Annotated in this window: 16 protein-coding genes; 11 read left to right on the top strand and 5 right to left on the bottom strand. The window is 62.9% G+C overall.

Translation table 11 applies throughout. The annotated features are described in order from the left end of the window. From AC4BCN_RS22390 to AC4BCN_RS22440, 11 genes are all read left to right on the top strand, one after another. Entirely contained in the window at window positions 1–996 is a 996-nt protein-coding gene (locus AC4BCN_RS22390; RefSeq protein WP_128142342.1) for a glycosyltransferase, read from the top strand. Further along, window positions 996–1,913: a formyltransferase gene (locus AC4BCN_RS22395; protein WP_490491786.1), complete on the top strand. Its 918-nt coding sequence runs from the start codon at window positions 996–998 to the stop codon at window positions 1,911–1,913. Before AC4BCN_RS22390 ends, AC4BCN_RS22395 begins: the two co-directional genes overlap by 1 nt. Before the next feature lie 21 nt (window positions 1,914–1,934). Beyond that, entirely contained in the window at window positions 1,935–2,987 is a 1,053-nt protein-coding gene (locus AC4BCN_RS22400) for a bifunctional UDP-4-keto-pentose/UDP-xylose synthase (protein WP_046685777.1), read from the top strand. Continuing rightward, entirely contained in the window at window positions 2,987–3,946 is a 960-nt protein-coding gene (locus AC4BCN_RS22405) for a polysaccharide deacetylase family protein (RefSeq protein ID WP_490491787.1), read from the top strand. The genes AC4BCN_RS22400 and AC4BCN_RS22405 overlap by 1 nt, the downstream gene beginning before the upstream one ends. A 75-nt stretch (window positions 3,947–4,021) precedes the next feature. Then, a complete protein-coding gene (locus AC4BCN_RS22410; RefSeq protein ID WP_034750445.1) occupies window positions 4,022–4,492 on the top strand; it encodes a peroxiredoxin in 471 nt (156 codons plus the stop codon). A 289-nt stretch (window positions 4,493–4,781) separates the two neighbouring features. Further along, complete coding sequence (locus AC4BCN_RS22415; protein ID WP_490491788.1) at window positions 4,782–6,596, top strand: PhoH family protein; 1,815 nt, start codon at window positions 4,782–4,784, stop codon at window positions 6,594–6,596. Between the two features lie 142 nt (window positions 6,597–6,738). After that, complete coding sequence (locus AC4BCN_RS22420) at window positions 6,739–7,413, top strand: site-2 protease family protein (protein WP_490491789.1); 675 nt, start codon at window positions 6,739–6,741, stop codon at window positions 7,411–7,413. Window positions 7,414–7,524: 111 nt separating this feature from the next. After that, window positions 7,525–8,493 (top strand): IS1595 family transposase, encoded by a 969-nt coding sequence (locus tag AC4BCN_RS22425; RefSeq protein ID WP_490491790.1) that lies wholly within the window; start codon window positions 7,525–7,527, stop codon window positions 8,491–8,493. 1 nt (window position 8,494) lies between these two features. Next, window positions 8,495–8,944 carry a membrane protein insertion efficiency factor YidD gene (yidD, locus tag AC4BCN_RS22430; protein ID WP_490491791.1) on the top strand — a complete coding sequence of 150 codons (450 nt, stop codon included), beginning with the start codon at window positions 8,495–8,497 and terminating at the stop codon, window positions 8,942–8,944. A gap of 265 nt (window positions 8,945–9,209) precedes the next feature. Continuing rightward, entirely contained in the window at window positions 9,210–10,151 is a 942-nt protein-coding gene (locus AC4BCN_RS22435) for a bestrophin family protein (RefSeq protein ID WP_139091583.1), read from the top strand. A gap of 83 nt (window positions 10,152–10,234) precedes the next feature. Continuing rightward, entirely contained in the window at window positions 10,235–10,435 is a 201-nt protein-coding gene (locus AC4BCN_RS22440) for a heavy-metal-associated domain-containing protein (protein ID WP_034750458.1), read from the top strand. A 47-nt stretch (window positions 10,436–10,482) separates the two neighbouring features. On the opposite strand, the gene AC4BCN_RS22445 is transcribed toward AC4BCN_RS22440, so the two are convergent. The 5 genes from AC4BCN_RS22445 to AC4BCN_RS22465 form a co-directional block, all read right to left on the bottom strand. Continuing rightward, window positions 10,483–11,205: a glutathione S-transferase gene (locus AC4BCN_RS22445; RefSeq protein WP_490491792.1), complete on the bottom strand. Its 723-nt coding sequence runs from the start codon at window positions 11,203–11,205 to the stop codon at window positions 10,483–10,485. Window positions 11,206–11,226: 21 nt separating this feature from the next. Beyond that, complete coding sequence (gene cueR / locus AC4BCN_RS22450) at window positions 11,227–11,646, bottom strand: Cu(I)-responsive transcriptional regulator (RefSeq protein ID WP_485878538.1); 420 nt, start codon at window positions 11,644–11,646, stop codon at window positions 11,227–11,229. Between the two features lies 1 nt (window position 11,647). Next, window positions 11,648–14,071, bottom strand: coding sequence for a heavy metal translocating P-type ATPase (locus AC4BCN_RS22455; RefSeq protein ID WP_490491793.1), 2,424 nt, complete (start codon window positions 14,069–14,071; stop codon window positions 11,648–11,650). A gap of 105 nt (window positions 14,072–14,176) precedes the next feature. Continuing rightward, complete coding sequence (locus AC4BCN_RS22460; protein WP_490491794.1) at window positions 14,177–14,884, bottom strand: FecR family protein; 708 nt, start codon at window positions 14,882–14,884, stop codon at window positions 14,177–14,179. Window positions 14,885–14,888: 4 nt separating this feature from the next. Further along, window positions 14,889–22,736, bottom strand: a complete 7,848-nt coding sequence (locus AC4BCN_RS22465; protein ID WP_490491795.1) for a YDG domain-containing protein — start codon at window positions 22,734–22,736, stop codon at window positions 14,889–14,891. Window positions 22,737–22,745: the final 9 nt, after the last annotated feature.

The following is a 22,745-nucleotide window of genomic DNA, read 5'->3' on the forward strand; positions in this document are numbered from 1 at the left end:
ATGAAACCTGAACTGTCCGTTATCATTCCGATCTACAACGAGCAGGATGGCCTGGCCGCCCTGTTCGCCCGCCTGTATCCAGCCCTCGACGCCCTGCAGACAAGCTACGAGATCATCTTCGTCAACGATGGCAGCCGCGACAATTCGGTGGCCATCCTGGCGGAACAGTTCCGCCAGCGCCCCGACGTCACGCGCGTCGTCTTGTTCAACGGTAACTATGGCCAGCACATGGCCATCCTCGCCGGTTTTGAAGCGTCGCGCGGGCAGATCATGGTCACGCTCGACGCCGACCTGCAGAACCCGCCCGAAGAAATCGGCAACCTGGTGGCGAAGATGCGTGAAGGCTACGATTACGTGGGTTCGATCCGGCGCAAGCGGCAAGATTCCGCCTGGCGCACGCTGGCGTCGAAGATGATGAACCGGCTGCGCGAGCGCATCACCAACATCAAGATCACGGACCAGGGCAATATGCTGCGCGCCTACGGCCGCAACGTGATCGACCTGGTCAACCAGTGCGCCGAAGTCAACACCTTCGTCCCCGCCCTGGCCTACACGTTTGCCCGCAAGCCCACGGAAATCACCGTCGAGCACGAGGAACGGGCCGCAGGTGAATCGAAATATTCGCTGTACAGCCTGATCCGCCTCAATTTCGACCTGGTCACGGGCTTTTCGCTGATCCCCCTGCAAATTTTCTCGATGCTGGGCATGCTGCTGTCGCTCAGTTCGGCCGGGCTGGTGATCTATCTGCTGGCGCGCCGCTTCCTGTTCGGCGCCGAGGCGCAGGGCGTGTTCACCCTGTTCGCCATCGCCTTCTTCCTGATGGGCGTGATCCTGTTCGGCATCGGCCTCGTGGGCGAATACGTGGGACGCATCTTCCAGCAAGTACGTGCCCGTCCCCGCTACGTGGTGCAAACCATCTTGCAGGACGGCATGGTCCAGGCGGAAGCCGAGGCGCCATCATATGTGCGCCTGGAAAAACGCCAGGTGGGCCGCTGATGGGCGCCCCGCGCGCCGTCGTCTTCGGCTACCACAATGTGGGCGTGCGCTGCATCAAGGTGCTGCTGGCCGGCGGCGTCGATATCGCCCTCGTCGTCACGCACGAAGACAGCCCCACGGAAAACCTGTGGTTCGAATCCGTCGCCAGCCTGTGCCAGGCCGAAGGCATTCCGTACATCACGCCATCGGACGCGCGCACGCCCGAGCTGCTGGCGCAGGTGCAGGCGGCAACACCTGACATGCTGTTCAGCTTTTACTACCGCCACATGCTGCCGGCCAGCATTCTGGAAGTCGCGCCTGCCTACAATATGCACGGTTCGCTGCTGCCGCAGTTCCGCGGCCGCGCACCGGTCAACTGGGCCGTGCTGCATGGCGCCCCGCAAACGGGCGCCACCCTGCATGAAATGACGGTCAAGCCGGACGCCGGCGCCATCGTCGCGCAAACGGCCGTGCCCATCCTGCCCGACGACACGGCTTTCGAAGTCTTCGGCAAGGTCACCGTGGCGGCGGAGCAAACCTTGTGGAACGTGCTGCCGGCCTTGCTGGACGGCACGGCGCCGCGCCAGCTCAACGATTTGCGCCAGGGCGGCTACTTTGGCGGACGCACGCCGGAAGACGGCCGCATCGACTGGAAGTTACCGGCGCAGCAGGTGTACAACCTGCACCGGGCCGTCGCGCCGCCCTATCCCGGCGCGTTCACCGAAGTCAACAATGTTATTTACACCATCGAAACAGCCCGTTTAAGCAAGCATTCAGCAGGAAGTTTGCCACCGGGCTTGGCCGTAGTGGATAATTGCATCTTTGGCGTCTGCGGAGACGGCCACATGCTGGCCATTTCCGCGCTGAGGGCTGCCGGGGAGCCGGTTTCGGCTCAGCAATTGCAAGCAAGTCTGACCACCCGCGTCAGCATACACTGATATCACACAAGAGAATCTCACATGAAAAAAGTCCTCATCTTAGGCGTCAACGGCTTCATCGGCCACCACCTGTCCAAGCGCATCCTGGAAACCACCGACTGGCATGTCTACGGCATGGACATGAACACGGACCGCATCACGGAATTGCTGGAAGATGACAACTACAAGTCGCGCATGCACTTCTTTGAAGGCGACATCACGATCAACAAGGAATGGGTCGAGTACCACGTCAAGAAGTGCGACGTGATCCTGCCGCTGGTGGCCATCGCCACGCCATCGACCTACGTCAAGCAGCCGCTGCGCGTCTTCGAACTGGACTTCGAAGCCAACCTGCCTATCGTCCGCTCGGCCGCCAAGTACGGCAAGCACCTGGTCTTCCCGTCGACCTCGGAAGTGTATGGCATGTGCCATGACGAGGAATTCGATCCGGAAAACTCGGAACTGATCTGCGGCCCGATCAACAAGCCGCGCTGGATCTATTCGAACGCCAAGCAGCTGATGGACCGCGTGATCTGGGGCTACGGCATGGAAGGCTTGAACTTCACGCTGTTCCGTCCATTCAACTGGATCGGCGCGGGCCTGGACTCGATCCACACGCCAAAAGAAGGTTCCTCGCGCGTGGTGACGCAATTCTTCGGCCATATCGTGCGCGGCGAAAACATCTCGCTGGTCGACGGCGGCGCGCAAAAACGCGCGTTCACCTACATCGACGACGGCATCGATGCGCTGATGCGCATCATCGCCAACAAGAACGGCATCGCCAGCGGCAAGATCTACAACATTGGCAATCCGACCAATAACTATTCGATCCGCGACCTGGCCGGCATGATGCTGACCCTGGCCACCGAATACCCGGAATACGCCGAAGGCGCGAAACATGTGAAAATCGTGGAAACGACCTCGGGCGCCTACTACGGTGCCGGCTACCAGGACGTGCAAAACCGCGTGCCGAAAATCACGAATACCTGCGAAGAGCTGGGCTGGGCGCCGACCACCACCATGGCCGATTCCCTGCGCAATATTTTCGACGCCTACCGCAGCCAGGTAGCCCAAGCCAAAGCCCTGATGGATTAATGTTGAGCAAGCCGTTCCTGACCCTGAAAATCGACGTCGATACCTATCGCGGCACCCGTGAAGGCATGGGCAATCTGGTGCGCATGCTGACCGCGCACCAGGCCAAGGCCACCTTTCTGTTCTCGCTGGGCCCCGACCACACGGGCTGGGCCCTGCGGCGCGCCTTGCGGCCCGGCTTTTTCAGCAAGGTGTCGCGCACGTCGGTAGTCGAGCACTACGGCTTGAAAACATTGATGTACGGCACCCTGCTGCCGGGACCCGATATCGGCAAGCAATGCGCGGCGCAATTGCGCGCCGTGCGCGATGCCGGTTTCGAGTGCGGCATCCACACCTGGGATCACACCCTGTGGCAAGACAACGTGGCCAAGCGCAACGCTGCCTGGACCATCAACATGATGCGCAAGGCCGCCAACCGCTACGAACAGGTGTTTGGCACCAAGCCGCACACGCATGGCGCGGCCGGCTGGCAAATGAATGTCAGCGCCTTTGTCGAACACGACACGGCCGGCTACCGCTTTGCCTCCGATGGCCGCGCCATGCTCGATGCGCGCGGCGCCATGGCGCAGCCGTCGCAAGGCCCGCACCGCGTGCGCAACGGCAACACCATCCTGCAATGCGTGCAACTGCCCACCACCCTGCCCACCCTGGATGAATTGTTGGGCTGTGAAATCGACGGCAAACTGATCACGGCCGGCAATGTTGCAGAGCACATATTGTCGCTGACGGCGGACAATCCCCGCGATCACGTGTATACCTTGCATGCGGAACTTGAAGGACAGAAACTCGCCCCCATTTTCGAACAACTGCTGGCTGGCTGGAAAGCCCAGGGCTACCAGTTTGCAGCGATGGGCGATTATTATGAAAAGATAAAAGAGTCGGACTTGCCCGTTTGCCCCATCACCTGGGATGAGTTGCCAGGGCGTTCGGGACGCCTGATTGTGCAGGGCAAAGCGGCCTGAATGCTGTATTGTTGCACCTGGATGCGTTGCCAGATTAAAAACCAGCGCTGATGATCACCGTTCAGGAGAGAACCTGTGGCTGATAGCCAATCCCTCGTTAGCATACCCGACTTTAGCGCCGCCATGACCAGCGGCAAAACCTTTCAGTTGCTGGGCCGCCCGGCCAAGGCCACCGTGCTGTTTTTCTATCCGAAGGACAACACCCCTGGCTGCACCACGGAAAACATCGCTTTCCGTGATGCGTATCCGCAATTCGTCGCCGCCGGCGTGGAAATCTACGGCATCAGCCGCGATTCCCTGCGCTCGCACGAAAGCTTCAAGGCCAAGCTCGAGCTGCCATTCGAGCTCATTTCCGACCCGGACGAAGCCGTTTGCCTGCTGTTTAACGTCATGAAGATGAAACAGATGTACGGCAAGACGGTCCGTGGCGTCGAGCGCAGTACGTTTGTGATTGACGCCCAGGGCCGATTGGTGAAAGAATGGAGAGGCGTGAAGGTCGCAACTCACGTGGAAGAAGTGCTGGAATTCGTAGCGCATCTGAATTGATCGTCCATTTTGATCCAATGCGTGTTGTCGGCTTCCAGCGAGCCTGGTTCAACCGCAGTTCAGTTCACGGTACCTATCGCCATTTTGAGTCAACGAAGCGCCTCCATCCACTCCGCCAGGCGGGCCAGCAGCCCGCCGATGGCGTCCATGACCGGCCATGCTGCCGGCCTTCCGGCAGTTTCTCGTCCTGTAGCATTGTTGTTCCCCTCGCATCCCCCCATGAGAAGTGCCGCCAGAAGCTGGCTGCCCATGGGAGATTCATTCCAGAAATTTTTTGATTGAGATCCTGATGCCACTGCCAAAATTACCGAGCAAGCCAGCCACCATCCTGGCCACCCAAGATTACCCAACCGCAGGCGCAGCGCGCCCGGCCACCAAAACCCCGGCAGCCAAGAAAGTGGCTGCACCGATCATTGAAGCGGCGATCGCCGAAGTTGCCAAACCGGTCCGCAATGCGGCCACGAAGATCAAGCAAGTGGCGGCCCTGATGGTCGCCAAGCCCGCTGCGCCAGCCGTTGCGCACCTTGCGGCCGCGCCTGCCGCGGTTGCTGCGCCTGCAGCGAAAGCCAAGCCGGCCGCAAAAGGCAAGGTCACGCCGATCAAGCCCACCAAGCAAGCCGAGCAGCCGCATCCGGCCAAGCACAAGCCTGTGGAAGTGCAGCTCAAATCGTCCGCCAGCCGCGCCGCCGACCAGCGCGGCATCAGCAAGCTGTTCGTGCTCGACACGAACGTGCTGATGCACGATCCATCGTCGCTGTTCCGCTTCGAGGAACACGACGTGTATCTGCCGATGATGACCCTGGAAGAGCTGGACAACCATAAAAAGGGCATGACGGAAGTGGCGCGCAATGCACGCCAGGTCTCGCGCACGCTCGACGCCCTGATCAGCAACACGGACGACGACGCCATCGAACACGGCATCCTGCTGTCCAAGCTGGGCAACAAGGACGCCAAGGGCCGTCTGTTCTTCCAGACGCGCTTGCAAAGCGCCGACTTGCCGGCTGGCTTGCCAGTGGGCAAGGCCGACAACCAGATCCTCGCCGTCGTGCGCTCGCTAGAATCGGAACAGGAAGGCCGCCCTGTCGTCTTGGTGTCGAAAGACATCAACATGCGCATCAAGGCGCGCGCCCTGGGCTTGCCGGCCGAAGACTACTTCAACGACCATGTGTTGGAAGACACGGACTTGCTGTACTCGGGCATCGTGCAATTGCCGGACGACTTCTGGAACAAGCATGGCAAGGACATGGAATCGTGGCAGGAAAGCAAGAACGGCTACAGCTCCACGTTCTACCGCGTGACGGGCCCGTTCATTCCATCGTTGCTGGTCAACCAATTCATCTATCTGGAACCGAAAAACGGCGAAACGCCGTTCTACGGCCAGGTGAAACAGATCAACGGCAAGACGGCCGTGCTGCAAACCCTGCGCGACTTCAGCCACACGAAGAACAATGTGTGGGGCGTGACGGCGCGCAACCGCGAGCAGAACTTCGCGCTGAACTTGCTGATGAATCCCGAATGCGACTTCGTCACCCTGCTGGGCCAGGCCGGTACCGGCAAGACCCTGCTGGCCCTGGCCGCCGGCCTGGCGCAAGTGCTGGAAACCAAGCTCTACAATGAAATCATCGTCACCCGCGTCACGGTGCCGGTGGGCGAAGACATCGGTTTCCTGCCAGGCACGGAAGAAGAAAAGATGTCGCCATGGATGGGCGCCTTCGACGACAACCTGGAAGTGCTGAACAAGTCCGACTCCGATGGCGGCGAATGGGGCCGCGCGGCAACGCAAGACCTGATCCGCTCGCGCATCAAAATCAAGTCGCTCAACTTCATGCGCGGCCGCACGTTCGTGAACAAGTTCCTCATCATCGACGAAGCGCAGAACTTGACGCCGAAACAGGTCAAGACCCTCGTCACGCGCGCCGGCCCCGGCACGAAGATCCTGTGCCTGGGCAACATCGCACAGATCGACACGCCGTACCTGACGGAAGGCTCGAGCGGCCTGACCTACGTGGTCGACCGCTTCAAGGGCTGGACCCACAGCGGCCACGTCACCCTGGCCCGCGGCGAGCGCTCGCGCCTGGCCGACCACGCCAGCGAAGTGTTGTAAGTTATTATCAGCGCGGCTTCAACGCCGCGTTCATGATCGAAAGCCCCGGCTGCAGCGATGCGACCGGGGCTTTTTTCATGTGCGCGACTTTTCGTGGCGGCATGTTCTAATACTGCTCCTCCCCTTCTGGACACCATTGCCGATGCATCCCGCCTTTCAGTTGTTGCTCTGCTTCATACTCTTCATGCTCATCCACATTTCTGTCATGGCCGTGTGCGCCCGCGCATTGGGCATCACCGTGCGCGGCATCAGCTACGGCGTGGGGCCGACCCTGCTGACCGTGGGGAAAGTCCACCTCAAGCTGCTGCCCTTGGCCGGCAACGTGGTGCTGAAAGATACGCGCGAGAAAACCTTGTATGACGACGATCCCTGCCTGGACGCCTATAACTTCCAGCCGCTGTGGAAGCAGGTGCTGCTGCCATTGAGCGGAGTGGCGGTGCTGCTGGCCTTGTCGCTGGGCATCATGGGAGCCTCGGGCTGGGAGCGCTTTGTCGCTGCCTTCGGACAGATCATCCACGGTGCGCTGGCGCCGTTGTCGACGGCGCAGGCATTGCTGGGTGATGGAGAAAGCTTTGCCCGCACGCACGGCTTTGCGCTCGTGTTCGCCCTGTTCTCATTGAAACTGTGCGCGTTCAACCTGCTGCCGTTTGCCGGTTTGAACGGGGGGCAGGCGCTGCTGGCCATCGCGCGCGGCGGCAAGCCGTACGTGGCATGGGAAGAGTCCGTGGCGAAGTGGCTATTGCTGCCGGGGCTGGCTATCTTGCTGGCGTGGGTGGCGGCGTTCGGCTGGTATGGCTGGCAAGCCATGTCCGCGTAGGCCGCTGGCGCTATTTTTCGAGGCTCTGTCATCGGCAAATAGGGGAAATGCCGGAATCTTCCCTTGGTGGTGCTGTCTGACTCTGCATACTCACCACACAGGGAGCAGATCATGCAGTCAGCCGAATGGATCAGTTTCATCGCGCAATTTGCGCAGTTGAGCCGGCGCCAACGACAGGCAGGAATGGCCCTGCTGCGTGGCAACGCGCCACATGACGCGACCGTCGCGCTGCTGGAAGGTGTGCTACAGCCGCGATTGGCATGCCCCGCCTGCCAATCGCATCACCTGCATCGACATGGTCATGCGCACGGACTGCAGCGCTACCGCTGCGTGCCGTGCGGCCGCACCTTCAATGCCTCTACTGGCACCCCATTGGCCCGCTTGCGCCATAAATCGCTGTGGCTCGACTACGCCGATTGTCTGCTGGCATCGGATTCCGTGCGCAAGGCAGCCACTGAACTGGGCGTACACCGCAATACCACGTTTCGCTGGCGCCACCGGTTTCTATCGCTGGCAAAGACGGACCGGCCGCATGGCCTGCACGGCATCGCCGAGGCCGACGAGTTATATCTGCTGGAATCGGAAAAGGGATCCAGACAGATGACGCGTCCGCCCCGCCGCCGGGGCGGCCATGCCCATAAACGCGGCATATCGAACGAACAGGTCTGCATCCTGGTGGCGCGCGACCGCACGGGCCAGACCCTCGATTTCGTCACGGGCAGAGGGGCGTTGACCAAGGTGCAGCTGCATCATTGCCTGTTACCCGTTATCGACAAGGACGTGTTGCTGGTCACCGATGGTCATGCGGCCTATCGGGCCTTTGCCAGGGAAGCGGGCATCAGCCACCAGGCCGTCAACTTGCGCGCAGGTGTCCGCGTGCAGGGCGCCGCCCATGTGCAGAACGTCAACGCCTATCACAGCCGTTTGCGGCAATGGCTCGGTCCGTTTCATGGCGTGGCGACGCGTTACCTGCCGAACTACCTCGGATGGCGCTGGATACTTGACGCCAGGCGCATCCGCTCACCGGAAACATTATTGAAAGCAACTTTGGGCGCATTCCCACATCTGACGGTGACATAGTATGCATTCCGGGATACCTGTCGTATGCTCGAAGCACCGTCTTTACGACCATCGCAAAGGAGCATGCATTCTCACGCTCAATACCTATGGCAAGCTCCTGGCCCTGTGGGCCATACGCGCCTATCAGCGCTACCTGTCGCCATGGAAGGGTTTTTCCTGCGCTTACCGTGTGCTGACGGGGCGCGACAGCTGTTCCGCCTATGGCTACCGGGTGATTGAACGTCATGGCTTGCGCACGGGCCTGCCCTTGTTGCAACGCCGCTTGCGCGCCTGCGGCGAACGGCATCGCCAGCACCTCGCGCTGCATCCTCAGGCACGGCGTAGCGGCAGACATCTGGCCCAGGCGGGCTTTTGCGATTGCGACATCCCCTCGCCAGACTGTCACCATTGCTCCTGCAACCCATGCGACTTGCTCGATTGCGACTGGCCCAGACGGAAAAAGAAACAGTAATTTCAGTAATTATATGAATTTAAATTACAAATGAAATATTCATTCATGAAATGAATAATGCCCATTATCACTGTGAATTGGCTTGAAGCGGAGCGGCGGCCTATACTCAAGCCGTCTCCCCTACTCTGCTTCCCATGCACACCCTGCTCAGCCCGCATATATCGCGGGCTTTTTGTTCCCGGCCATTGCCGTTCTGTCTTACTCCATTTAACCATCACCGGGCGCGCCGTTCCCCGCCAGCCCGCTCCCCGACAGGGAGCACAGCATGATCGTGCGCGAGCGTCCTTCGGCGCTGCGACTGTTCCTCGTGGTGCGCGGTTCCGTCCTGCCGCGCATCCGCACCACGCTGATCGTCAACACCCTGATCGCCACGCTCGTCACCTGGTGCCACGGCACCCTGTTCGACCACAAGGTGATCCTCACCACCATCCCGTTTACCCTGATCGGCTTGCCGCTGGCCATCTTCCTGGGCTTTCGCAACACGGCCGCCTATGACCGCTACTGGGAAGCGCGCAAGCTGTGGGGCGAACTGGTCTTGCGCAGCCGTAATTTCTCGCGCCAGTGCCAGACGATGATACGCAGCGACACGCCAGCCCACGCCAAGCTGGGCCTGGAAGACGTGCGGGTGCGCATGATTTACCGCGCCATTGCCTTTTGCCACGCCTTGCGCCACCAGCTGCGCGACACGCGCGGACCGGCCGACTTGCAACCGCTGCTGCACCCGGCCGAATGGGAAGCGGCCTGCAAGGCGGCGAACCCGTCCGACTACCTGATGCTGCAGATGGGCCACGACCTGGCCGACTGCGTCCGGCAGGGCCGCATCGACAGCATCCTGGCCACACAGATCGATAACACGGTCTCGGCCATGGTAGCGGCGGGCGCTTCGTGCGAACGCATCCGCAGCACGCCGATCCCGTTCTCGTATTCGCTGCTGCTGCACCGCACGGCCTACCTGTACTGTTTCCTGCTGCCCTTCGGCCTCGTCGATTCGCTCGGATTCATGACGCCGTTCGTCGTCGCTATCGTCGCCTACACCTTCTTTGGCCTCGACGCGCTGGGCGACGAGATCGAGGAACCGTTCGGCGAGGATGCCAACGATTTGCCGCTGTCGGCCATGTGCCGCGCCATCGACATCAGCTTGCGCGAATCCGTGCAGGACGACAAGGTGCCGCCACCCATGCAAGCTGTTGATTTCCTGCTGAATTGATCCGTAGGGCAGCTTTCCCCTTGACCTTACCATCGGGGGAAGGCTTACAGTGGACACACTTAACCATTGAAGGAGTGCTTGCCATGTATCAGTTACAAGTTGAAAACATGAGCTGCGGCCATTGCGTCGGCTCGGTCACGAAAGCGGTGCAAGCCATCGATCCGCAAGCCCAGGTGCAGATCGACCTGGCCAGCAAGCGCGTCACGGTGGAATCGCCCGCCGAACTCGGCGCCATCAGCGCGGCCATCGTGGAGGCGGGCTTTCCCGTCACCAGCGCGCAATAACAGCCACAGCAGCGTCACGACAGCCGGCCATTGCGCCGGCTGTTTTTTTATCCATCCAGTTCGGGATAATGGCGGAAGATGCCGTCCTCATTGAAAGCGATTCTGCGCTTCGATTTCAGGTAGCGGGCGATGTTCGGCCGCGCCGCCACCGTGTCGTGCAGGTCGGACAAGGCGGGATACAGCGGCGCCAAACGCGCCATGGCTTGCGGAAAGGCATAATGCAAACCGGCCAGCATCTGGAACAGCGACAGGTCCCCATACGTGAGTTTTGCGCCCACCAGATACTGGCCGCGGCCGTTCAGCAACACTTGCGTGAAATAATCGAGAAACTTGGGTAAACGTGTTTGGCGGAAATCGGCGCTGCGCAGCATGGCCGCCTGCTTTTGCTCTTCGTAATATTGATTCACCGACAGCGGATGGTGCGTGTCGTGCACTTCCGTCAGCCAGTCGGCCATCGTCAGCTGCAGCTGGTTCAGCCACAAACGGCCGCTTTCCGCGCGCGGCGCCAGGCCCAGGCGCCGGCCCAGGTAGAACAGGATATTCGTCGTCTGGCCGATCAGCAGCTCGCCATCGCGCAGCACGGGCGGCGCGTAGGCGGCCTGTGGGGTGCTATCGCCATCGAGGCAGGCCAGCATGGCGGGGACGCCTTGCCCCTTGCGCTCAGGCAAACGGGCGACGTCGCGGTAGTCGGCGCCCGCCTCTTCCAGGGCCAGACGGATGAATTCGCCACGCCCCTGTATCGTAGGCCAGTAGTACAGTTCATACGCCATATGCACCTCCGTTGACTTACATCAAGGGCAACATGCTTTCGCTTCCTTGTCGCCGGCCAGCCCCAGGCTTTGCAGGATAGGGCAATCGGGCTTGTCGTCGCCGTGGCACGATTGCGCCAGGTGCGCCAGGGTATCGCGCATTTCCGTCAGTTCGGCGATGCGCTTGTTGAGCTCGTCGACGTGGGCCAGCGCGATGCCTTTCACGTCCGCGCTGGCGCGCTGGTCGTTTTGCCACAGCGACAGCAGCTCGCGGATCTGCTCGAGCGAAAAGCCCAGGCCCCGCCCACGCTTGATGAAACGCAGCGCGTGCAAATCATTCGGCGTGTAGATGCGGTAACCGGCGTCGCTGCGCGCGCTGGGTTTTAACAAAGTAATGCTTTCATAGTAGCGTATCATTTTTGCCGATACGCCCGTCTCGCTTGCCGCCTGGCCGATATTCATCCTATGACTCCTTGGTATGCGCACTGCGGGCTTTCCAGCGGCGCAGCAACAGGGCATTGCTGATCACGCTGACCGAACTGAAGGCCATCGCCGCGCCCGCCACCATGGGGTTGAGCAGGCCGAAGGCGGCCAGCGGAATGCCGATCAGGTTATAAATGAAGGCCCAGAACAGATTCTGCCGTATCTTGCTGTAGGTGCGGCGCGAGATATCGATGGCATCCGCCACCAGGGCCGGATCGCCGCGCATCAGGGTAATGCCGGCCGCATGCATGGCCACGTCCGTACCCGTCGACATGGCGATGCCCACGTCGGCGGCCGCCAGTGCAGGCGCATCGTTGATGCCGTCGCCCACCATGGCCACCTTCGCACCCTCGCCTTTCAGCGCGACGATTTTAGCGGTTTTATCGGCCGGCAGCATTTTCGCCGCCACCGTGTCGATGCCCAGCAGCTTGCCGACGGCGTCGGCGCTGCCCTGGTTGTCCCCGGTCAGCATCACGGTCTGGATGCCGAGGCTGTGCAGATGGGCAATGGCCGCCTGCGCATTCGGCTTGACCTGGTCGGAAAAGGCGAACAGGCCCAGCAGTTCCGTGCCCGAAGCCAGCCATGAAATCGTGTTGCCCGTATTTTCCAGCGACATGGCCTGTGCCGCCAAAGGCGTCATGTCCACGTTCAACTCCTGCATCAGCCGCGTGCTGCCCAGTTTCAATTCCAGGCCATCGACATGGGCCGCCAGGCCGCGGCCCGGCAAGGCCGACAAGCCCGCGGCCGGCAAGGGCTCGATGTGGCGGGCGGCAGCCGCGTCCAGCACGGCCGTCGCCAGGCTGTGCTCGCTTCCACGCTGGATGCTGGCCGCCAGCTGCAACAGCCGTCCATCGTCGATGCCGTGCGCATGCAGGGCCGCCAGCGCAGGTTTGCCCACCGTCAGGGTGCCCGTCTTGTCGAACACGACGGTATTGACGGCATGCGCCACTTCCAGCGCTTCCGCATCCTTGATCAGGATGCCGTAGCGGGCAGCGACGCCCGTGCCAGCCATAATGGCCGTCGGCGTGGCCAGGCCCAGCGCGCATGGACAGGCGATGACCAGCACGGCCACGGCATTGATGATGGCATTCTCCAGCTCGCCGGTAGCGAACCACCAGCCCAGCATGGTCAGCAGCGCCAGCACCAGCACCACGGGAACAAAGATCGCGCTGACCTTGTCGACCAGGTGCTGGATCGGCGCCTTGGCCGCCTGCGCATCTTCCACCAGGCGGATGATGCGCGACAAGGTCGTCTCGCCGCCCACGGCTTGCGTGCGCACCAGCAATAAACCATCGGCATTGATGGCGCCGCCCGTGACCTTATCACCCGGATGCTTATCGACCGGCAAGCTTTCGCCCGTGATCAGCGACTCGTTGATCTGGCTCGCGCCTTCCACCACCACGCCATCGACGGCCACCCGTTCGCCGGGGCGTATCACCACCAGGTCGCCCACTTTCACCTGCTCCACGGGCAAGTCGATTTCCACGCCGTCGCGGCGCACGCGGGCCGATTCGGGACGCAAGACTTGCAGCGCGCGGATGGCCGAAGCCGTCTGGCGCTTGGCGCGGCTTTCCAGCCATTTACCCAGCAGCACCAGAGTGATGACGACGGCCGATGCTTCAAAGTACAGGTGCGGCAGCATTTCGCCCGCCGTCAGCCATTGGTAGACGGACAAGCCATACGCGGCACTCGTGCCCAGCGCCACCAGCAGATCCATATTGCCGCTGCCGGCGCGGGCCGCCTTCCAGCCCGCCTTGTAGAAGCGCGCGCCAAAGTAAAACTGCACGGGCGTGGCCAGAGCGAATTGCAGCCAGCCGGGCAGCATCAAGTGGATGCCGGCCCACTCGAGCAGCATCGGCAGCATCAAGGGGAAGGCCAGCACGGCCGCGAACGCCACTTTCATGCCATCGCGGTTGGGTGTGGCAGCGGGCGCGCTGGCCTGGCTGGCGGCGGGCACGGTGGCCGCATAGCCGGCCTTGTCGATGGCGGCGATCAGGGCGCCCGCTTCCAGGCCGCCCGTCACCTTGATGCGCGCGCTTTCCGTCGCCAGGTTGACGCTGGCGGCCAGCACGCCCGGCACCTTCAGCAGGGCTTTTTCCACCCGGCCCACGCAAGAGGCGCACGTCATGCCAGCGACATTCAGGTCGATCTCGCGCTGCGCCACGCTATAGCCGGCCTTTTCCACGGCTGCCTGCAGGGTGGCCAGGGGAATCGGCGTGTCGGAACTGATTTTGGCCACTTCCGTGGCCAGGTTGACGCTGGCCTGGGTGACGCCGGGCACGGCGGCCAGGGCCTTTTCCACGCGGCCCACGCACGAGGCGCAGCTCATGCCTTCGATGGCCAGCGCCTGCGCATGCGCGGCGGCGGGTGGGGAGGCGGCGGGAGCGAGTGCACTCTGGTTCATGGCAGATCCTGTACGAAAGATTAACGAATAGGGTCAGGATCTGCTATCCAACGATGGGAAGGTCAAGCCCTATTTTCAGGGATTTCCCGGGCTTGCGTGAAAAACTTAGCGCACCACGCAATCGATGGCGGCAGGCTTGCTGCCGCCGGCAGAACCGCCGCCGCTCGACGACGAAGGCACGAAGGCTGCTGGCGGCGTGAACTGGATGCCCGGATTGACGGGCAACAGCGTGGGCGGCTGCTGGAAGTTGGGCGTAAAGCCGAACTGGCCCGGGGCAAAGTTGAGCGTGCCCGCAGGATTGGTCACATGAATCATGCCATCGAGCACCTGCACATACAGGCCGGGCGGGCCAGCCTTGGGTGCCGCTGGCCCGCCAGGTGCCGCCGGCGGCACGTAGCTGGCGATGAAGGTGGTGCCACGAATGCCGATGGTGGCCGCCGGCGTCTTCATCTCGAAGCGCTCCTTGTTGCGCTTGCCCAGCAGGCCGGTGACGGAGCGCAAGCCGCCCTTGAGCAAGCTGAAGATGGCGTGGTCGCCATCGGGCTGCTCGGCCGTGTAGCTGAATTGCTCGATCACGAAACTGGTATTCGGTTTCAGGATGATTTCGCTATTGTCGATCAGCTTGATCAAGGCATAGGTTTCCTTTTCCGTCAGCAAGGTGTCGCCCTGCTCGACCTCGGACTTGATGGCCAGGATTTTCACCTTGCCATCCATCTTCTTGGCCATCAGCGGACCACTCAATTGCATGACGGTACCAGCCACCTGCCCGGCCCAGGCGTGCGCGCCCACGCACATCAGGGCCAGCCACAGCAAGGCCTTAATTGCAGTACATTTTTTTAGCGGCATCATCGAATTTGTATCCTGTAGGTTTATCTGTGGCATCGGCAACATCCTTGCTGTCTTTCTTCTTGTCGTCCGGCTTGGCTGGCGGCGTGGACACGAGCACATCGTTGGCACGGTCGGCCTGCTTGATGATGCGCAAGGCTTCGTCGATGGCGGCGCTCGTTGCGGCATCGATCGCGGGCTTGTCGATGGTGGTCGCCGGCAGGAAGATGGTATCCGCCATGCTCACAGTGCCATTCGGCGCCAGCAGGATGACGCCGCTGCGCTGGCGGTTGATGCGCACGCCCGCGTCACCCGTGATGCTGCCCGTTTTCGCCAACACGCTCACGCTGCCCGCTGCCGGCGAAGTAACGCTGGCCGTGTCCGCAAAGCGTACAGTAGCTTCCGCGCTGGCACTGAAATTGCCGCCGCTGGCGATATGCGCATTGCCGCCGACACGGATGTCGCCGCCCGCCGTCACGCTGATATCGCGCGCGGCAGCCAACTGCGCACCATCGCCCAGCAGCACGTCCGTGCTGGCATTGAGCGCAATGTCATTGCCCTCGATCTTGCCGTTGACGGTGACGGGGCTGTGCGCCGTCACGCTGACGTTGCCGCCATTCGCATTGATATTGCCAGCCGTGACGCCGCCCGTGTTGTCGATGGCGATATTGCCTGCGCCCGTGGTCAGCGTTCCCAGGGCCAAGGTGCCCGGTGCCGAGCTATTGTTCAGCGCAATGCCGCCCCCTGCGCTGTTGCTGGCGGTAAAACTGCTTACCTGGTTGCCCGCATTGCCCAGCACGATGCCGTTGCGCGCTTGCGCGGTCAGGCTGCCGGCGAGCAGCGCGCCATCCTGGGCGATGGCGCCGTTCAAGGCGCTCAGCTGTACATCGTTCGCCGCCAGGCTGGCGAAGCGCAAGTCGCCAGCCGCTTGCGTGATGGCCAACTGGCCTGCCAGCCGGATGGCGCCGGCAGTCTGATTAAAACTGTTGGCGATGAGCAAGTTGCCATTGCCGCTCAGCACGCCGCCGCCTTGCGCGTAACGGTCCGCCGACAGGCTGCCGTTCAGCAGCAAGCTGCCGCCGTTGATTTCCAGGCCGGCCAGGCCGCCCAGCACGGAGCGGTCCAGCGTGCTCTCGCCCAGGGTCAGGCTGCCGCCCGTCAACAGCAAGCCCGTCGACGAGTTCAGGTTTTTCAGGATGGTGTTGCCGGCCGCCGCGCTGTAGGTAACGATGCCCTTGCTGTTGGTAAAATCGACAGCCAGCACGTTCGCGCCTTCCGGCACCACGCCGCCGTCCCAGTTGGCCGCATCGCTCCACAAGCCGTTGCCGCTGCCTACCCAGGTGGACAATTGTTTTTGCGCAATCGTTGCCTGCGTGGTGCCGCCCGTCGTTTCCAGGATGTAGTTACCCGCATCGGCGCCCTCCAGGCGGAAACCGCTGGCCGTCACCAATTTCCCGGCGCCCGCATTCTTGTCGGCAAAGCTGCCGCTGCCGCCCACTACGCTGACCACATCCTGGTCCAGCACGCCGTTCGCCGACGCGCTGACGGTGGCGGAAGTCGTGCCGTCATATACCTTGCCGGCGGCGTTCAAGCCTGCCAGGGTCAGGCTGGCGGGCGTGATGCTGGCCAGCAAACCCGTCGGCAAGACGATAAAGTAATTGCCCGCATCGGCGCCCGTCAATGCCACGCCGCTGAGCTGCACCGCCTTGGCCGTGCCCACGTTCTTGTCCGCAAAGGTGGCTATGGCCGAGGCTATTAAACTGTCGCCGGCGACACGGTCATCGCCCAGACTCAGCTGCGCACCCGTCGTGCCATCGTAGACCTTGTTGCCCGCCACGCCGGACAGGTTCAGCGCCCGCGCGCCGATATCGGCCGTGGTACTGCCAGCATTGCTGCCCAGCACGTAGTTGCCGGCATCGCCGCCGCTCAACGCGACATTCGTCACCGTGACGGCTTTGCCGGTACCTGCATTCTTGTTGCCAAACGCGGCATTGCCCGCCAGCGTCAGGACATCGCCCTGCACGCGGTCGTCGCCAAAGTTCACTTGTGCGCCCGTCGTGCCATCGTAGGTCTTGTTGATGCCGTTAAAGCTCACGTTCAGGGTGCGTGCCGCGATGTCGGCCGTCGTACTACCGCTGTTGGCACCCAAAACATAGTTACCAGCATCGGCGCCGCTCACGCCCACATTGCTTACATTGACGGCCTTGCCGGCACCAGCGTTCTTGTTGTCAAACGCCGCATTGCCCGCCAGCGTCAGCACGTCACCTTGGACGCGGTCATCGCCAAAGCCAACCTGTGCGTCCGTCGTGCCGTCATAGGTCTTGTTGCTGCCAGTAAAACTCACGTTCAGGGTACGCGCCGTGATGTCGGCCGTGGTGCTGCCAGCATTGGTGTTCAACACATAGTTGCCCGCATCGCCACCGCTCAACGCGACATTCGTCACCGTGACGGCTTTGCCGGTACCCGCGTTCTTGTTGCCAAACGCGGCATTGCCGGCCACCGTCAGGACATCGCCCTGCACGCGGTCGTCGCCAAAGCCGACCTGTGCGCCTGTCGTGCCGTCATACGTCTTGTTGACGCCATTAAAACTCACGTTCAAGGTGCGCGCCGCGATGTCGGCCGTGGTGCTGCCAGCATTGGTGTTCAACACATAGTTGCCCGCGTCAGTGCCGCTCACGCCCACGTTCGTCACCGTGACGGTTTTGCCGGTACCTGCATTCTTGTTGCCAAACACCGCATTGCCCACCACCGCCAGAGTATCGCCCTGCACACGGTCGTCGCCGAAGCTCACTTGCGCACCGGTCGTGCCGTCATAGGTCTTGTTGCTGCCAGTAAAACTCACGTTCAGGGTACGCGCCGCGATGTCGGCCGTCGTGCTGCCCGCATTGGCGTTCAACACATAATTGCCCGCGTCAGTCCCGCTCACGCCCACGTTCGCCACCATGACAGTTTTGCCGGTGCCCGCATTCTTGTTGCCAAACGCGGCATTGCCCGCCACCGTCAGGACATCGCCTTGAACGCGGTCATCGCCAAAGCCAACCTGTGCCGCTGTCGTGCCGTCGTAGGTCTTGTTGACGCCATTAAAGCTCACGTTCAGGGTGCGCGCCGTGATGTCGGCCGTGGTGCTGCCCGCATTGGTGTTCAACACATAGTTGCCCGCGTCAGTACCGCTCACGCCCACGTTCGTCACCGTGACGGCTTTGCCGGTACCCGCGTTCTTGTTGCCAAACGCGGCATTGCCCGCCAGCGTCAGGACATCGCCCTGCACGCGGTCGTCGCCAAAGCTCACTTGCGCAGCCGTCGTGCCGTCATACGTCTTGTTGATGCCGTTAAAGCTCACGTTCAGGGTGCGCGCCGTGATGTCGGCCGTGGTGCTGCCCGCATTTCCATTAAGCACATAGTTGCCCGCATCGGCGCCCGTCAGGTGGCCCGTTGCCACCTGGTAATCGACCACTTTGCCAGTACCCGCATTCTTGTCGCGGAAACTGCCCTGCAAGCCGGCCATGCCGACCTGGTCGCCCGTCACGAGGCCTTCGAAATAGCCATTCAGGGCTGCCTGCAAGCCGCCGTCGTAGACGCGGTTTTGCGCGCCCGAGACGCCATAGTTCAGGACGCGCGCCGTGATGGCAGCCGTGCCGTCCGCCGTCATCGCGGCCAGGCTGTAGTTGCCCAGTTCATTGCCGCCCAGGGTCAGGCCGCTGGCGTGCACGGCCTTGCTGCCGCCCACATTCTTGTCGAGGAAAGCAGCACTACCATTGATGCTGATGTTGTCGCCCGTCACCAGATTGCCCAGCACGTAGCTGGCGCCGTCGTAGTCCAGGGTGCCGTCATAGACCTTGCCATTGCCGCCGATGCTCACCGTCAGCGCGCGCGGCGTGATGGCAAAGGTCGTCGTGCCGCCCAAGGTGATGTCGTATTTGGTCGACCACAGGCCCGTCGCTGCGTAGCTGCCCACGTTGCGCGCGTTGCCGTAGCCGAGGTTGCCATTCACGCCCGTGTCGCCGTCGAGCAATCCCACATAGCCGATCGAACCGAGGAAGGCGGCCAGCTGGCCATCGTAGACCTTGCCCGTGGCATTGCCCGAGAGATTCACTTGCAGCGGCTTCAGGAAAGCCTTCAGCATCGGCGTCGTATAGCCTTCGTAGATGCGCCACACGCTGCTGAAATTGTAGTCGTTGAAGCTGCCCTGCTGCTGCATCTGCGCCGTGCTGCGGCCGCTGGAGCCGCCGCCATCGATCTGCACCAGCGACGTTTCATAATTGAAAAAACCATAGCTGAACGGGGAACCGGCGGAGACGCGGCCGGCCACCGCGCCCACGGCCGCATAGCCGTCACCGGTCACGGCACCGCTGCTGAAGACATGGCTGACGCTGCCCGTGCTTTCACCAACGAGCCCGCCCATGTTTTCCCTGACCAGGATGGGGTCGGCACTGCCGGCCCGGCCCACGGCGCCGCTGGCGTACGCATCGTCGATAGTGCCGCCGTTCAGGCCCACCAGGCCGCCGATGCTGCGCGCGCCAGTGACATTGCCAGTGGCATAAGACTGGCTCAGCGCCCCCTGGTTGTTGCCGACCAGGCCGCCAATCATCTCGCGCGCGCCCGTCACCACGCCGGTGGCGTACGAAGTCGCGATGGTAGCGACGGACGCATTCAATCCCGCCAGGCCGCCGATGGCGCCGCCATTGTCGGCATTGACGCCGGTGACGGCGCCGCTGCTGCTGGACATGGTGATGGCGCCGCCGTTGCTGCCCACCAGACCGCCGACATTGCGCTGGCCGCTGACGGCCATGCTGCTGTTCACGCCATCGACGGTGCCGCTGACGACATTGCCCGCCAGCGCGCCCACGTTGGCCGTGCCGGTGACGCTGCCGCCGCTCAGGGTCAGGTTGCGCAAGGTGCCGCCCTGCACGGTGCCAAACAGGCCTGCCGCCGAACCGGACGCCAGGGTGCGGTCGATTTTCAAATTGCTGAGAGCAAATCCGCCGCCATCGAAGACGCCGGAAAAACCGCTGCCGCCGCCAGCGATCGGCACAAAGCCCTGGCCATCGTTCCAGTTGACCGTGCCGCTGGCGTCGATATTGCCGGCCAGCCGATAGCTGTTGCCCAGACCCAGGCTGGCGATGCCTTGCAAGCCGTAGATATCGGCGATCAGGTAGGGCGAGGACGCACCGCCGTCGCCGTCGGACGCGCGCAGGAAGCTGCCCTGCGCAATGCCGAAGCCGCGCGCGGAAAACATGGGCAGGCTGGCGCTGTTCTGCACCCAGCGTCCGCCATCGAGCAGGAAGTCGCCGCCTACGCTGACGGCGCCGCTCGCACTGATGTTGCCGCCGGAAGCAAGGGTCAAGCCCCTGGCCACGCTGAGGGGGGCGTTCAGATTGATATTGCCGCCCGTGCGCAGCACAAGCTGGTTCAATTCGCCTTGCGACGCCAGGTCCAGCCCGCCGATGAGATTCACGACTCCGGCAAAACTGTCGCTGCCCACTTGCAACGTGCCGGCGCTGATGGTTTTCAATTCCGCCTCGCTCAGGCCCAGGCTGCTGGCATTGTCCGCCGCCCCCGTGCCCAGAGTGATGGTGCCCACGCTGGACCGGCGGCTCAGGCTGACGGTGCCGCCCGCCGTGGCCGCTACCGATTGCGCGCCGCCGCCCAGGCTCATATTGTCGGCAACCAGATTGACCGCGCCGGCGGACAGGCCGCCGCCGCTGGCGACCGACAGCAGGCCACCGGCCGTGGCGGCAATGCCGCTGCCATCCTGGCGCAGCGCCAGCGTGTTCGATACGAGTACATTGCCGCCGCTTTCGAGCACCAGGTTTTTTACGCCGCCGCCCGGCGCGACCGTCGCCAGATCGACTGCCTGCTCCACCGTCAGGTCACCGCCAGTGGCGCTGCCGATATGCACGCTGCCGGCGGCGATGCGGTTCAGTTCGGCATTTGTCAGGCGCAGGCCGTTACCGGGCTTGTCGCCCAGCACGATCTCCCGTCCCGCCGTGAACGCCTGCATGGTCACCCCGGCATTGCCCGTGGCGCCGCCAACATTGATGGCGCCGTTGATGCTGATGTTGTCCGCCTCCAACAGCACCGTCTGGCCGGTGACGCCACTGCCCAGCAGCTGATCGCCGCTGCCCGTCAAATCGATGGCACCACCGGCGACATTCGCGCGCAAGACCAGGTTGCCATTGCCGACATTGACCGAGCCGACGCCGAAAGTGACGCCGGCGCCAGACAGCCGTACGTTGCCATTGCCGCTGTCAAGCGCCGCATTCAGGTTGACGTTCGACCCGACGCCATAAGCCATGCCTGCGGCCGCATCGTTGGCCGACAGCGTGATATGCCCGCCACTGGTGGTGATCGGCGCATTGACATTGATGATTTCGCCCGCCTGCGCCGTCAAGCCCACGCCTTGCTGCGTGATGTGGATGGCGCTGTTGAAATTGATGCGGTGCAGGGCCTGCAAGGTGACGTTGCTGCTGGCGTCGGAAATGAGGTCGGCGCCAATGCTGGTGTTGCCGGTGGACGGAGAGTCGGCGAACTGGTCGACGTCAGTCAGCTGGCCGCCCGCGCCGGAGACCACGGTGATGTCGTACGGGTCAAGCAGCCAGTTGCCGCGCTTGCCGCGCGCCGCGTCCGTATTGACGCGGACGCCGTCGACGGCCAGGTAATGGCCGGACGTTTCCACGAAGCCGCCGTCGCCGCCCTGTGCGCCGCCGCGTGCGGAAACGCTGCCGTGCACCTGCGCCGATTCATTGCCCCAGGCGATGACCTTGCCGCCGTTGCCGCTGTCAATCGCATCGGCGTTGATGTTGGCGTCCTTGCCGACGAGTACTTGCCGCGCATTTTGCACGGCCGCGTTCTTGCCCTGGTAGTCGCCACCCAGCAAGACCGTGCCGCCGCCCGCAGTGCCGCTGGCATCGACCTTCGCATTGCCCAGCAAACCCACCTGCTCGCCCAGCACCTGGATGTCGCCACCTTTACCCGCCGCGCCCCTGGCGCTGGTGACGCTGCCCGCCTCGAGCAGCGCCTTGCCGCTGGCCTTGAGCACGATCCTGCCGTTCTCGCCGACGACGGCGCTGTTGGCGTTGAGCACGCCGCGCTGGCTGACCAGCGCGCCGGCCATGCCGATGCCGCCGCCCTGGGCGATGATCTGGCCCAGGTTCAGCGCCTGGTCGCCTGGTGCCGAGACGAGCACACGCAATTGCGGATTGCCGGGGTCGGCCAGTTGCACGCTGCGGCCCGCCGCCAGGATCACTTCCCCATTTGGCGCCGTGATGATGCCCGTGTTTTCCACGTTCGGTGCGATCAGGAGCACTTGCCCGCCCTTGCCCGCATTGATGGTACCCGCATTGCCGACGCCGCCGGCCACGCCGCCGGCCGTGAACTGGCGCTTGCCTGCCAGGAAATCCTCGTTCGTCATGCCCAGGCTGGACGCGACCAGCCCGTTCACGTCCACTTTCGCGCCCTGGCCGAAGACGATGCCGTTCGGGTTGATCAGGAAGACCTTGCCGTTCGATTCCAGGCTGCCCAGGATCTTGCTGGGGTCTTGTCCCGTGATGCGGTTGAGTACGGCGCTATTGCCGTTTTGCTGGATGAAGCGCGTGATTTCGCCCGCATGGATGGAAAAGCTCTGCCAGTTGATGATGGTGTTGGGCGTGTTCGTGATCGAGAAGATATTGCCCTGCTGGTTGAACGTGGCCTGTCCGTTGACCACCTGCGGCAAGGCGGGGTTGGCCTGCGCGGCGCCGAAGCAGCCGGCCAGCAGCAGCGCCAGCGCCGTGCGGCGCAAAGGCGGCGCAAAGGGCGGCGTCAGGATGAAAGCGGAGGCGTGCGGGACGTGGTTGTGCATGGTGTTCAT

Source organism: Janthinobacterium sp. Bl 1, from assembly GCF_058215535.1.